The 13,411-nt window shown below is 65.1% G+C and carries 11 protein-coding genes; 6 read left to right on the top strand and 5 right to left on the bottom strand.

Annotation, left to right across the window (positions count from 1 at the left end; all coding sequences use genetic code 11):
- The first annotated feature begins 14 nt into the window (after positions 1–14).
- A complete protein-coding gene (locus ABZX86_RS11050) occupies positions 15–713 on the top strand; it encodes a TetR/AcrR family transcriptional regulator (protein WP_327140116.1) in 699 nt (232 codons plus the stop codon).
- A gap of 117 nt (positions 714–830) precedes the next feature.
- On the opposite strand, the gene ABZX86_RS11045 is transcribed toward ABZX86_RS11050, so the two are convergent.
- The gene (locus tag ABZX86_RS11045) at positions 831–3,863 is read right to left on the bottom strand and encodes an NACHT domain-containing protein (RefSeq protein WP_355122305.1); all 3,033 of its coding nucleotides are present in this window, start codon (positions 3,861–3,863) and stop codon (positions 831–833) included.
- 98 nt (positions 3,864–3,961) lie between these two features.
- Positions 3,962–6,166, bottom strand: a complete 2,205-nt coding sequence (locus tag ABZX86_RS11040) for an MMPL family transporter (RefSeq protein ID WP_355122625.1) — start codon at positions 6,164–6,166, stop codon at positions 3,962–3,964.
- Between the two features lie 220 nt (positions 6,167–6,386).
- Between ABZX86_RS11040 and ABZX86_RS11035 the strand changes: the two genes are divergently transcribed.
- Positions 6,387–7,046 carry a TMEM175 family protein gene (locus ABZX86_RS11035; protein ID WP_355122303.1) on the top strand — a complete coding sequence of 220 codons (660 nt, stop codon included), beginning with the start codon at positions 6,387–6,389 and terminating at the stop codon, positions 7,044–7,046.
- Between the two features lie 37 nt (positions 7,047–7,083).
- Here the strand turns inward: ABZX86_RS11035 and ABZX86_RS11030 are convergent, their stop codons facing one another.
- Both ABZX86_RS11030 and ABZX86_RS11025 read right to left on the bottom strand, forming a co-directional pair.
- Positions 7,084–7,713 carry a Uma2 family endonuclease gene (locus tag ABZX86_RS11030; RefSeq protein ID WP_355122301.1) on the bottom strand — a complete coding sequence of 210 codons (630 nt, stop codon included), beginning with the start codon at positions 7,711–7,713 and terminating at the stop codon, positions 7,084–7,086.
- A 59-nt stretch (positions 7,714–7,772) separates the two neighbouring features.
- Positions 7,773–8,108 carry a hypothetical protein gene (locus tag ABZX86_RS11025; protein ID WP_355122299.1) on the bottom strand — a complete coding sequence of 112 codons (336 nt, stop codon included), beginning with the start codon at positions 8,106–8,108 and terminating at the stop codon, positions 7,773–7,775.
- A gap of 161 nt (positions 8,109–8,269) precedes the next feature.
- Here ABZX86_RS11025 and ABZX86_RS11020 point away from each other — a divergent pair, with 161 nt between their 5' ends.
- Genes ABZX86_RS11020 through ABZX86_RS11010 form a run of 3 tightly spaced genes read left to right on the top strand, consistent with a single transcriptional unit; the run spans position 8,270 to position 9,918 of the window.
- Positions 8,270–8,605, top strand: coding sequence for a hypothetical protein (locus ABZX86_RS11020; RefSeq protein WP_355122297.1), 336 nt, complete (start codon positions 8,270–8,272; stop codon positions 8,603–8,605).
- A complete protein-coding gene (locus tag ABZX86_RS11015; RefSeq protein WP_355122295.1) occupies positions 8,580–9,098 on the top strand; it encodes a DUF6879 family protein in 519 nt (172 codons plus the stop codon). Before ABZX86_RS11020 ends, ABZX86_RS11015 begins: the two co-directional genes overlap by 26 nt.
- Positions 9,085–9,918, top strand: coding sequence for a helix-turn-helix transcriptional regulator (locus tag ABZX86_RS11010; protein WP_355122293.1), 834 nt, complete (start codon positions 9,085–9,087; stop codon positions 9,916–9,918). The genes ABZX86_RS11015 and ABZX86_RS11010 overlap by 14 nt, the downstream gene beginning before the upstream one ends.
- Here ABZX86_RS11010 and ABZX86_RS11005 read toward each other — a convergent pair.
- Positions 9,887–11,332 carry a threonine/serine exporter family protein gene (locus ABZX86_RS11005; RefSeq protein WP_355122623.1) on the bottom strand — a complete coding sequence of 482 codons (1,446 nt, stop codon included), beginning with the start codon at positions 11,330–11,332 and terminating at the stop codon, positions 9,887–9,889. The genes ABZX86_RS11010 and ABZX86_RS11005 overlap by 32 nt on opposite strands.
- A gap of 113 nt (positions 11,333–11,445) precedes the next feature.
- On the opposite strand from ABZX86_RS11005, the gene ABZX86_RS11000 reads away from it, so the two are divergent.
- Entirely contained in the window at positions 11,446–13,380 is a 1,935-nt protein-coding gene (locus tag ABZX86_RS11000) for an acyl-CoA dehydrogenase (protein ID WP_355122292.1), read from the top strand.
- The last annotated feature ends 31 nt before the right edge of the window (positions 13,381–13,411 follow it).

Genomic DNA, 13,411 nt, shown 5'->3' with positions numbered 1-13,411 from the left:
GTCGACGCGGCCGGATGCCTGCGGTAAGCGACGCAGACATTCGCCGCGTCGCGCGGTCACTGCTGGTGGAGCAGGGCCCGGATGCGATTACGCTGCGGGCCATCGCGCGGGAGCTGGGCGTCACCGCCCCCGCGCTCTACCGTTACTACGAATCCCGCGACCAATTGGTCGCGGCGGTGCGCACCGACGTCTGCGGCGATCTCGCCGCGGACCTCGAGGCGGCGGTCGCCGGGCTGCCCGATGACGCCGGTATCCGATTCTTCGCCGTCTGCCGTGGCTTCCGCAGCTGGTCCCTCGCTCACGCGCGCGAGTTCACGCTGGTCTTCGCCTCGCCGACCGTCGCCGGAATCGGCAGCGCCATGCAGCAATTCGGCGAACCGGTCGGGCGGTTGTTCCTCGGCGCCGCCGGTCGCCTGCTCACCGAGTACGAGATCGTCACCCCGGCAACGGAACTGATCCCGCCGGAACTGCGCGACGACCTCGTCCGGTTCCAGACCGACCTGCTGCGGGTCCTCGCCGAATCCGGTCAGAAGTTCCCCGCCGAGAAGCTGGACCTCGGCGTGAGCTACGTGATGATCCAATTCTGGGCCCGCCTCTACGGCCACGTAACCCTCGAGGTCTTCGGCAATTACCCGATCCCGATCACCCACCCCGACGTCCTCTTCGACGCCACCCTCGTCGATATCGGCCGCAGCATCGGCATGGTCGTCTGAGACGTCCCGAGCACGGGGCGTTCGGCAACCACCGCATTACGGTGAGCTACCCCCGACATGGACTTCGACGCAATGCTCACTGAGCTGCGCTGGGCACAGGCTTGTCGCGGGCCGATGTCAGGCGCGCTGTTGCCGATTCGCCTCGGCTGCTTGCAATTCCTGCAGAATCAGCCGGAAGTGGTTGGTGTTGGCCTGGTCTCGTTTCCTGATCACCCGGTCTACCTGGATCAGAATCAGTGCCACGACAACTGCGCCGACCGCGACGGCCGGCCAGCCGATCCAGTCGGCGATCGTCGACATACCGGGCACCGCCAATGCGGCCGCCGCGCAGCCTGTGACGATCGCGGTCGACCGCCACAGGATTTCGAGATCGGCCGCTACGATGACGACTTCCTCCAGATACCAGGCGATCGAGGCCGAGACGGCGAATACGGCGAATACGATCAGCATCGCCCAGGCGAGCCATATCGGCCCCCATGCCCAGGTGTGCGCGATGGTCCCGACCGCACGATAGATCCCGGCGCCGGTGAATATCAGGGTGGCGACCCCGGCCATCCCTCGCCACCACAGTGTCAGTCCCGCCGTACTGTGCTCGACGTCTTGCGTTGCTCGCGACCACAGTTCGGCTCGAGCCGCATCGTTTGCGGTGAATTGGAACACCAGCATGTACCTGATGAGTGCGCGCTGAACCGGTAGCGGCAGCGTGTCCAGCATTGCGATCTCGGACGCGGTGTACGAGAACCGTTGCAGGTATGTGTGCAGGAGCCGCCGCGAGTTCGGGCCGTGGCCGAGTCTGTCGCTGCGCAGGAACAGCTCCTGGTTGAGCTGTTGATCGCTCATCGCGATGGTGAGGGCTTCGCTTCCGGGCGGTCGACGGCGTAACAGAGTCAGGCTCGACAGCAGTACCACGATCCGTGGGTCCAGCCGTTCGATGAGGAAGTCCGGTGGGCTCGAGGTATTCGTCAGGTGGGCGACCCTCCGCATGAGCCGTGCGAATCGCCCCTGCGGGTCGGGCGTGAAGGGATCCCAGGCGCCGTCGAGTCCGGCGTAGGTGGTTGCCTCGGAGCCGAGCGGCGTGTGATCCTCCAGTGCCGCTTCGATATTCGGTTCTCGAATCAATGCACACAGCCACCAGGCCGACGAGGTCGCGCGCACATCGTCGGACCACACCATGCGTGCGAGTTCCATTGCCGCACTGGGCGTACCGATACTGCCGAGCGTGTCCACCGGCCAGAGCCGATCAGCCGCCACCGCATCGGCGAGGGCGGATACCGCGACTTCGCCCATCGACCCCGCGCACTCCTTGGTCAGCGCATCGTCGGTACGGACGGCCAGACTCACCAGAAACTGTGCGGCATCGGCACGACCGGACCGGGCCAGGGCGCGCATGGCACGCTCGGCCCCCGCCTCGGCCTGTGCTTCGAGGTGCCTGCGTACCCTGCGGCCGCGATCGGTGTCTCTGGAGGCCACGCTGCCGAGCGCCTCGACAATGCCTGCTGCTTCACCGATCGTCGCGGGCTCGGGAGTCCCGGGCAGTTCGGTGAGGAAGTGCGTCACAATGCGATCTGCGAGCAGAGTATCGATTTCGCTTGCCTCGGAAAGGCATTCGAGCGCCAGCACGCGATGTTTGAGGTCGTTCGATTCGAACAGCCGCTGGACCACGATGGTGCTGTTGTTGCCGTCTCCGCACCAGAAGCGGACGGTATCGCGCCAGAAGGCCGGATCGGACCAGTAGCCGGCGAGCAGGCGAGCGGCCCCCACCGGACCCTCGAGTGCTCGTGCCGTGAAGTACTCCTGAAAGCTCCTGTGCGGGAACCAGAATCGTTCCCCGGTGTCGGAGCCGACCAGCATCTGACTTCGATCGGTGAGATCGCGCACCAGCTCCCGCCCGTGCTCGGGGCGCAGGTCCAGTGCTGCGAGGGTGGTGGTGAGGACCTCCCGGAGCCTTTCCTGAGACAGAATGAGCCGGTCGCCCTGGTCGGCCGGAGTCTCGGTCATGAACACGGCGATTCGTTTCAATACCGCGAGTTTGTCGCGTGGCTGGTACGGAGAGGCGCGTTCGCCGCGATCCAGCAGTAGGTCGCGCATGACCATATGGTCGGTGACCCGTGCGTAGAAGTCGGCTCGGGAGGACGGCAACGAACGCCCCTTGTGCACCAGGCTTCCGGTGTACAGGTCGGCGAGCAGGCTCAGCAGCAGGGGGGTGCGGGCCAGTTGGAGCAGCTGCGGATTCTGCCGGATCTGCTCGAATATGCGGTCGGCTGTGCCTAATTCGGCAATATCGGCCGTGGTCAGCCCGCCAGCGGCGGAACGTTCCAGTACCAGCCAGCGGCCGAGGAATCGAAGGATCGAGGAGTCGTCGAAACCGGCGATCTTGATGACCTCGAAGGCGCTCAGGCTGCCGTTGTACGCCGAGCCACGGCCCGTGACCACGACGGAGTTCGCCTTGTCGCCGCTGGCATGGTCTCGCCGGAAGGATTCGATCGCCGCGACCACACCGGCCTGTTCGTCGGCACTCACCTCGTCGAGGCCGTCGAACAGCAGTCGCATAGAGCCTTCATTCAGGCGCTGAGCGACGAATTCCACTGCGCGACTGTCGTTCTTGTCGTTCGGTAGTCGGAAGTGCGCCGCGATCAGTCCGGGCAGATCCACCGATCCGTCACAGCGGTGCAACTCCACCAGTACCGGAATCTTCTGCCGCTGCTCGGCTTTGCGCGGTTGCGCTGCCCAATGCAGGAGAAAGTGCTTCGACAGTAGGGACTTTCCGGCGCCGGCCTCGCCGAGCAGCAGCACGGCCTTCTCCTGGAGCACCTGCCGCCGCAGGTCGTGCCGCCGCCCACCCCTCTCGTACTGGAGGTGCACGTAGACCGACTCGACAGCGATCTGCCGCTGCAGAGTCAGGACATGTCGTCCGTACTCATCGGGAATCTTGGCCCGGTAGTGGGTGATTCGCCGGTCTTCGCTGAAGCGGATCGCGATTCGCTCATAGCCCCGGCGGAGCAGCGTGGTGAGCGACCCGTACAGGCCCTCGCCGAGCTTGTCGCCGAATTTTTTCAGCGCGATAGCGAGTATCCCCACAATGATCGCCCCACCGGCGACCCCACCGAACACCGCGGTGAGACCCTCGGTGATCGAATCCTGCTCGGCCACGAACAGATGCTAGGCCGCATTCCAGGAGTCTGCCGGGTAATCGCCTGGCTATAGGGGAGATTGGGGGATCGGTCCGCGCTGCTCGTCCGGCCGGGGGGTCAGCGGCCGGCCCCGACGAGTTCGGGAACCGGGGGCGGCGACGGCGGCTCGTCGTCCAAGACCGGTTCACCCAGCCCGATGCGCTGCTGGATTCGCTTCATCCAGGCCGGCGCCCACCAGACCCGGTCGCCGAGGAGCTTCATGGTGGCGGGGACCAGGAGCATGCGGAGCAGGGTGGCGTCGATGAAGAGGGCGGCGATCATGCCGTAGGCGATGTACTGCATGAGTACCAGATCCGAGAAGGCGAAGGCGCCGGTGACCACCAGGAGGATGAGGGCCGCCGCGGTGATGATGCCGCCGGTCTGCGCGGTGCCGGTGCGGATCGCTTCGTCAGTGGTCGCGCCCTTTGTGCGTGCCTCGACCATGCGGGATACCAGGAACACCTCATAGTCGGTTGACAGGCCGTAGACGATGGCGATGATCAACACCAGCATGTTCGCCTGGCCGGGTTGCGGGGTGAAGTTCAGCAGGCCTGCCCCATGTCCGTCGACGAATATCCAGGTGAGAATGCCCAGGGTGGAACCGAGTCCGAGGCCGCTCATCAATGCGGCCTTGATCGGCAGCACGACCGAGCCGAAGGTGAGGAACATCAGCAGGCCGGTGAGCAGGAGAACCAACGCGATCATCCACGGGATCCGGGCCAGCAGGGCGTCGATGCTGTCTTTCTGCAGTGCGGGCACACCGCCGACGAGCACGGTCATATCGTCGGGCAGGTTCAGCTTTCGCAGATACTCGATGGTCGCGCCGGCATCGTTGATATCCGCCACCGGTGCCGTGGTCCGATAGATGTCGGGATTCGACCGCGAGCGCTCCGGAATATCGAACTTCCCGACCAGTCCGGGCGCTTGGTTGGCCTGATTCCAGACCGGTCCGACATCAGCCGAACTGCCTGTGACAAAAACGATTTCGAGCGGATCGGACTTGCGGAGCGGGAAGTACTTGTCGATCTGTTCCTGCGCCATTCGGGTCGGGTTATCCGGGGGCAGATACTTCTCGCTGAATCCGCCGAAGACGAGGTTCTGGATCGGCACGATCAACAGCGCAAGTCCGAGCAGCAGCGGGATAACCACCTTCCGTGGATGTTTCATCACCCAACCGGTGGTGCGACCCCAGAATCCGCTCTCCATCGGCGCGGCCGACTTGGTCCGCCGAAAGCGATCCAGTCCCAGCATATCCACCCGCGGGCCGAGAATCGCCAGCATGGCCGGCAGGACGGTGAGAGCGGCGAGCGCCGCGATGGTCACGGTCGCGATCGCGCCATACGCAATGGATTTCAAGAAGCCCTGCGGGAACAGCAGCAGGCCACCGAGACTCGCGACGATCATGGTCGCGGAGAACACCACGGTGCGCCCGGCCGTCATGACGGTGCGCCGTACCGCTGTGCGAGTGTCGTACCCCGCTGCCAGTTCTTCGCGGAACCGGCTGACGATAAACAGGCCGTAGTCGATCGCCAGCCCGAGCCCGATCATCGAAACCACCGGGGAGACGAAGGAATTCACCTCGGTGAAGTTCGTGACGAACCGCACGACGCCGGACGCGCCGAAGATGGTGAGCAGACCGATGATCAGCGGTAGCGCTGCGGCGACCACACCGCCGAAGATGAAGAACAGCAGTAGCCCCACCAGTGGGATCGCCATCAACTCCATGCGGTGGATATCGTCGGCGACCGTGTCACTGAGGGTGCCTGCCACCGGCTGCAACCCGCCGACCTGAACATCCACGCCCGGAATGGCGAAGTCGCCCTTGACCGCTCGATAGCTGTTGAGCAGATCGGTGTCGTTCTCACCACGCAGGGCGATCGCGGCGATCGCGCGGGTGTGGTCCTTGGACACGAAGGCAGAGGAGGTAGCGCCGGTCTCGGTCGGCCAGTAGGTGCCGTTGACGCCCGGGATCTGATCGGGATGGTCGCGCGGCAGGCTGTTGAGATGATCGACGACCGTGCTGCTGAAGTCTGGATCGTCGACGGTCTTGCCCTCGGGCGCGGTGTAGAGCACGACCACATCGACATTGTGATTGCGGCCGAAGGCGGAATCGGCCAGACTTCCCGCCTTCGACGATTCCGCGGAGGGATCGAACATCCCGCCGGAGCTCAGGTGGTCGTCCAGGCCGAGTCCATAACCACCCAGTGACAGCAGCGCCGCCACCATCACTCCGATGACCCCGAACCGCCATCGGCAGGCCAGATCACCCCATCGCGCGAACAGGTTCATATGTCACGGTAACAAGCAAGATCGCGATCGGCATTATCGTGTTTCGGGCTTCGATTGTGGCACAGTCGTTTACGTGCTGTTATGCGGAATACGAGTCTATTTGCAACCCCTGAGTCTGCGGATCGGTGCACCAGCGGTTCGCCGTACTTGCCGGTGCGGGCAGTGACGCTGCGCGTCGAACCAGTATGCGGATTACTCAGTAGTCTCTGTGGCTGTGAATGATTCGGGGCGGGCACAGGCCTTCAGTGATGGTGTGTTCGCGGTGGCGATCACGCTGTTGATCCTGGAGATCAAGGTTCCGCTGAACGCGGGTGATCAGCTGTGGCAGGAGCTGGGGCATCAGTGGCCCTCGTACGCGGCGTATGTGGTGACATTCCTGAATATCGGCATCATGTGGGTGAACCACCACACCGTGTTCGCCTTCGTCGAGCGGGTGGACCGCACGCTGCTGTTTCTGAACCTGTTGCTGCTCATGGGCGTTGTCGCGCTGCCCTGGCCTGCGGCGCTGGTCGCGGACTACCTGACCGAGGGCCACGAGGGCGGGTCGGTGAGCGCGTGGACCGGGAGCCATGCCGCGCGGATCACGGTCGCCATATACGGCAGTTTCATGGTCTACCACGGCATTTTGTTCCAAGCGGTGTGGTTGCACCTGACCCGCACCGGCAACCTCTTCTACCCGCGGGTCGACGTCGCGGCCGCCCGCGCCACCCGCTGGCGCTTCGGTCTGGGCATCGCCATCTACCCGACCACCGTCGGCTTGGCCTTCGTCTCCGCACCGCTGACCCTGGCACTGCACGGGGTATTGGCGGTCTACTACGCGCTCAATCAGATTCCGGTGCCGGTAGTCGACGAACCGCGAGCATCATCCGTCTGAACGAATCCCTAACGGGCGTAACAGGTTCCTCTGCCGCTCAACGCGCAAGTCCGATGAGGCGACTCCAATCGAGTTTGACCGCGATCGGCAGGTCGATCTCAGCCACACCGTCGGTGTGCTCGAGCGTTCGGTGCGGGCGATACTGGTTCAGAAGGTGGTCGAGTACGAAGGTTTCGATGACGGCTACCTCGTTGTCGGCAAGGTGCACGATCCAATACCAAGGGATCCCTGCCAACGCGTACTCCGCCATTTTGTCGGCGGTGTCGACTCGTTCGGTGCCGGGGGAGACGACTTCGACCACAAGTTTGACCATCGATGCGGGCAGCGGGCGGAGATCCGGCGGAGCGCACGCGAACAGTGCGGCATCCGGACGCCGGATCGTCGCGCGCGGCAGTTCCCAGAGCAACACATCGAAGTCGGTGTCGACATCGAGGCAGCCGTCGTTGTACCGGCTCATGTGCGCGTCGGCTGCCGTTTCGATGAAGTCGGCAATGCGGCGGGCCGCTTTTTGATGTGGGCGGAAGGGAGATTCGGCGCGAACCGCCTCACCGTTGACGACCTCGACAAGTCGGCAGAAGTCTTCTGGAAGGGTCTTCCAGATCTCCACGGTGATCGGGGCAGGCTGCAGGTTCTCCTTGCGAGCCCAATCCAGCAGTTCGGACACCATCCACTCCTCGTCCAGGCGACGGTACCGATCGATCCTATCGGGCGAGCCGAGCTGGGACGTCAAGCTCCGCCCGAGTCCGGCAGCAGGTCGTTCGCTGAGCGGGCATAGGTAGTCTCCGGGTCGACGGTGATGACATCGCACACCCGGGCCAGAAAATCGGGGACCTCGCCGCCGAAGTGCGCGAGGCTGGGGGTCACCACGGCGTCTACGCCCAGGCGGCTCACCACCGTGCGCAGGCGCAGGTCGGGGCGGTCGGTGTGGGGGCCGAAGACGACGGTTTTGCGCAGGTCGTAGCCGAGGCGGGCGGCGACGCTGCGGATCTGCGCCTCATCCCACACCTGCCTGGCCTTCGAGATGTCGTGCCGCAGATAGCCGATCGCCGATGGTGCGCTCATCATTGCCCTTGCTGTCGGTGGTTTCCGGATTACACGGTATGGATCACCGCGCCCCGGCGGCAGCGGATTGCTCGAGGTTGCTCGAATCTCCTGCTGGAAAGGTCCTGGCACCAGCGATAATGAGATGTGTTCGTAGTTGCCTCGAGCAAGGACACGGCATCATGGAGATACGGCTTCTGGGCGGACCCACCGGCGGCAACGGATCACCCAGATTGTGGGCAACCGACCGCGACAGCATCATTGTGCAGGGGTGGCGTACCGGCCATACCCCGGGCACTGTCGAGATACCCCATCAACTGCTCGGCTTTCTGGAACTCGAAACCTGTCTGGGTGCAGCGCTGCACAACACCGGAAACGGGACCTTCACCCTCTGCGGTGACGTGGTCGACGACCCCCATGTGCTGTCCGCCATGCAGATTCCCGACCACGAGACGGCCGTGGAAGTTCGTGCGTTGAAAGCGAGTTACCCGCATGCTCTATCGCTCCGAATTCGATGACCTGTACCGGTCGCATCGTCGCGCGTTCCACCTGGAGGTGCAGGACACCTACGGTGTGGCCGCCGAGAACGAGCAACTGGAACATTTCGTGGCGGGGGAGCCGACCAGTTATCCGGCCGACTGGCGGGAATGGGATGCGCTTGTGCGCGAGGTGACCGAGGAGGGCACCCTGATCCAGCGATTACGCATCGTGACCGAACCGCATACCGACTACACCCGCTTCCTGCTGCATCACACCGAGCGCAATGTCGAAGCCGGAGAACAGGTCCGGTACCTGCCCCGGCACCGCGTCGATCCGGCCGACTACACCGCCGACGACTGGTGGCTCTTCGACGACGGCCCGCTGGCCTTCTCGATCTTCTCGCCCGAGGGCGAATGGGCCGGCGGTGCGGTCACCGAGGATCCGGTGCTGCTCGCCCGCTGCGCCCAGGTCCGGGATCAGTTGTGGCCGTTGGCTGTTCCGTTCGACGTCTACCTCCGTGACCAGGGTTGACGAGGGGCGGCAGGCGCTCGGGGTTCGGTTGCGGGAACTCCGGGTGTCGGCCCGTATCTCCGGACGGGACCTGGCCGCGCGCGCGGGCTGGGGGCCGACGAAGATATCGAAGATAGAGCACGGCCGGCAGCTGCCGTCCGAGGAGGATCTCGCCGTGTGGTGCCGGATCACCAGGAACGAACTCGCCCTGCCGGATCTCATTGCGACCGTGCGCAATGTGAATGCCGCCCATCTGGAATGGCGGCGCATCGCGGCCACCGGTCATGCGCGCAGGCAGCGGCAGAGTATCGAGCGGGAAGCGGCCACCGGCCTGGTGCGCGGCTACGACTGTCTGCTGCTGCCCGGACTGCTGCAGACCCGCGATTACGCGGAAGCCGTGCTGCGGCGGTGTATTCGGTTCCTCGGCAGCCCCGACGATCTCGAACACGCGGTGGCCGCGCGGATGGAACGGCAGCGCGTGCTGCGCGAAGGTAAGCACCGCTTCCACTTCCTCATCGGCGAGGCCGCGCTGTACACGTCCGTGGGCGACGGCGCGGTCCGCAGGGCGCAGCTCGAGCATCTGCAGACCATGCTGTCCGCCGAGCGCGTGGTCGTCGGCGTTGTCCCCAGCACCGCTGAATTCATCTATGAGACAACAAATTTCACCTTCTTCGATACGCACCTGGTGCAGGTGGAGACGATCTCGGCCGAGCTGACCATCCGGCAGCCGCGCGAACTCGTGCTGTACGAGAGAGTGTTCCGGGCCCTGGCCGAGCAGGCCGCCTACGGCGACGCCGCCCAGACGCTGATCAAGAAGGCTTTATCGGAGGACGACCTGTGATGACCGATCCCGTCCGGCGGGAGATTCGGATGGTGGTAAGGCGCGGGATGATTCGAGGCCGGCGCAGGTCCCGCGCGAACCATTCTCCCAGGGTGATGCCGGCCGCGAGGGCGCATCCGACGGCGAGCGCGCTGAAGAGCTGATTGATGCCGATCAGCTGTTCGTCATTGAGCAGCGCGTAGAGACCGCGATAGACACGCAGACCCGGGAGCAGGGGAGTGATGCCCGCCAGGGCGACCACCAGCGGCGGCGTCAGCGCGCGGCGGGCGAGCAGACCACCGGCGAGGCCGACCACAATGGCCGCCACACCGGAGGAGACGATCGGGCCGAAACCGGCATTCTGCGCCACGAGATAGACGGCAATGGCCGCCGCACCACTGAACGCGGCCGTGGTCAGCGCCCGCCGCTCGGCATAGCAGGCCAGTGCGAAGGCCAGTGCGGTGACAGCGCCCGCCGCCACCCTGATCGGAAGATTGGTGAGGTCCCGGCCCGGGGCCATATCGACCGTCGGGGTGGTGAGGTTCAGCAGTTCGGACACCCGCAGCGTCAGCACGATGCCCGCGATGATGCCGCCGGTCATCATGACGACCTCGAGCATGCGCGCAGCCGCGGTGATGGGTGCACCGGTAATGGCGTCCTCGACCGCGCCGAACAGCTGTAAACCGGCCAGCAGCACGGAGATTCCGGCCGCGATGATGAGTGCCGGATCCCGATGCAGATGGCTGGCGAAGGTGGACACGAGCACCGCCGGCATCGCCGCGATCATGCCGCCGACCACATGCTGGAAGAAGAACGGCAGACCGCGCCGGTTGAGCCGGCGATTGGTGCGGTCGATGAGAGCGGTGGTGGCGAAACTCAGCGCGGCGATCATCAGGCCGCCATTGAGCAGTAGCGCCACCGCCGCGGCCATCAGCGACCAGCCGAACGTCGAGATCCAGCGGTGATAAGGATGCGGTGCCGAGGTGATCTCCTCGAGCGCCGCCAGGGCCTCCTCCGGCGGCATCAGTTCCCGCCGGATTCGCCGGGTCAGGCGGTCGACCGCGGCCAGTCGAGTGAAATCGAGCGACCGATATTTGACCACCCGCATCGTGCTGGCCGGCGGCATGAAGGTGCCACGGTCGACAGAAATGCGGATCGAGTTGTAGGTGACATCGATATCGCATTTGGACAGGCCGTAGGTGGAGGCAATGGCTTCGATCTGCGCGGTGGTGTCCATCACGGCCGTACCGGCGGAAAGCACCACTTCGCCTACCCGCTCGACCAGGTCCAAAACCTGGGTCACGGCGGCATCGTCGGTGAGGTCGATCGGCTGCAGCGGTGCGGGTGCCTCGGTGACAACATCGGCGACGGCATTGCGGTCGGCGACCGCTTTGCCGACAACACTGGTCAGCAGCCTGCGCGACCGCCCGACAATGCCCTCGGCGGCACCGCCGGTCTCGATTGCCAGATCATTGCTCACAGGAGAAAAGTACACGGGTGCGATAGATCACCGGGTTGAGCAGGGCGATAGCAGTAGTGTTTTGAAGCATGGCGAACGATGGCGATCCGATAGCGGAACATCTACGCGCGGCTCTCGACGGACCCTGGCGGGACGTGCGCGAACAGGCCCGGGTGCATCTCGACGATGCCCGGCTCTACGGCGATCCCTACCTCGATTACAAGGCCGCGAGAACGCGGGTACTGGAGCAAATGCATCTGGTGTCCTCCTTCGGATGGGCCGAACGCGGTTTCCGCGAGGTCGAAGGCGGAACCGGCGACCCGGGCGGGGCCGTCACCGCACTGGAAATGCTTGCCTACACCGATCTGTCGCTGTGGGTGAAGTGCGGTGTGCAGTGGGGCCTGTTCGGCGGTGCGGTCGAAAACCTCGGTACCGAGAGGCACCGCCGGTACATCGAAGCGCTGCTCCCGCTGGAGCTGCTCGGCTGCTTCGCGATGACCGAAACCGGTCACGGAAGCGATGTGGCCAACTTGGAGACCACAGCCACCTACGACCCTGCCACAGAAGAGTTCATCGTGCACAGCCCTACGCCTTCCGCGCGTAAGGATTACATCGGCGGTGCAGCCGAACATGCCCGCATGGCAGCGGTTTTCGCGCAGCTGGTGACCGGTGGCGAATCGCAGGGCGTGCACTGCTTCCTGGTGCCGATCCGGGATGCGGAGGGTAAGGATCTGCCCGGCGTCACCACCGCCGACGACGGGCTCAAGGGCGGCCTGCCGGGTGTCGACAATGGCCGAATCATGTTCGACCAGGTGCGAATTCCGCGCGAGAACCTGCTCAATCGCTATGCCGACGTGGAACCCGACGGCACCTACAAATCCGAGATCGCCAACCCGAGCCGGCGGTTCTTCACCACGCTCGGCACGCTGGTTCGCGGCCGGGTCAGTGTCGGCGGTGCGGCGGCCGCGGCGGCCCGGGTGGCCCTGAGCATTGCCGTCCGCTACGCCGAGCAGCGGCGCCAATTCGCTGATCCCGATACGGGTGTCGAGACCGTGCTGATGGATTACCGCAGCCATCAGCGCCGCCTGCTGCCGCTGGTGGCCCGCGCCTACGCACTGCAATTCGCGCAGAACGATCTGGTGCAGCGCATGCATCTGGTGCAGACCGGACAGGCGACCGAGGAGTCCGCACAGCGCGCCCTGGAGAAGCGCGCCGCCGGTTTCAAGGTCGCGCAGACCCGGCACGCCACCCAGGCCATTCAGGAATGTCGCGAAGCCTGCGGCGGCGCAGGGTATCTCACCGAGAACCGCCTGGTCACGCTGAAGGCCGACAGTGATGTCTTCACCACGTTCGAGGGCGACAATCTGGTGCTGACCCAGCTGGTCGCCAAGGACCTGCTGACCGCCTACTCCGATGAGGTGCGCGATCTCGACGCCATGGGCTGGGTTCGCTTCGCCGCCACCATGGCCCGCGACGCGGTGCGCGAAGCCTCGGGCGTGCGGCAGCTGATCCAGCGGCTGCGTGATCGCGGTGACGACGGCGTCGACGATCAGGACCTGTCGCGCCGGTCGGTCCAGCTGCAGCTCTTCGCCGACCGCGAGGACTATCTGGTCCGCACGGCCGGGCATCGGCTGCAGGCCCGCGCCAAGGACACCGGGCCCTTCGAGGCGTTCAACAATGCCCAGGACCACATTCTCGCCGCGGGCACGGCGCATATCGATCGCCTCGTCCTGGAGGCCTTCATCGAAGGCATTGCCGGAATCGAGGACGAGGCGGCTCGTGAACTGGCCGGCTCCGTCTGCGATCTGTACGTGTACAAGACCGTCGAGGAGAACCAGGCCTGGTTCATCATGCACCGCTTCATGTCCGTGGAACGGGCGAAAATGGTGCGGCGCGGCGTGAACGAACTCGTGGACCGGCTGCGGCCGCACGCGCTCACGCTCATCGAGGGCCTGGGCGTGCCGGAGAAGATGCTGCACGCGGCCATGTTGAACGGCGCCGGAGACGCACCTTCCCCGTCGTGATCGCGACTGCCGCATCGGATTGAACCCCGGT

The sequence above is a fragment of the Nocardia sp. NPDC006630 genome (assembly GCF_040611495.1).
GTDB lineage: Bacteria > Actinomycetota > Actinomycetes > Mycobacteriales > Mycobacteriaceae > Nocardia.
This window is presented reverse-complemented; position numbering and strand designations above follow the sequence as displayed.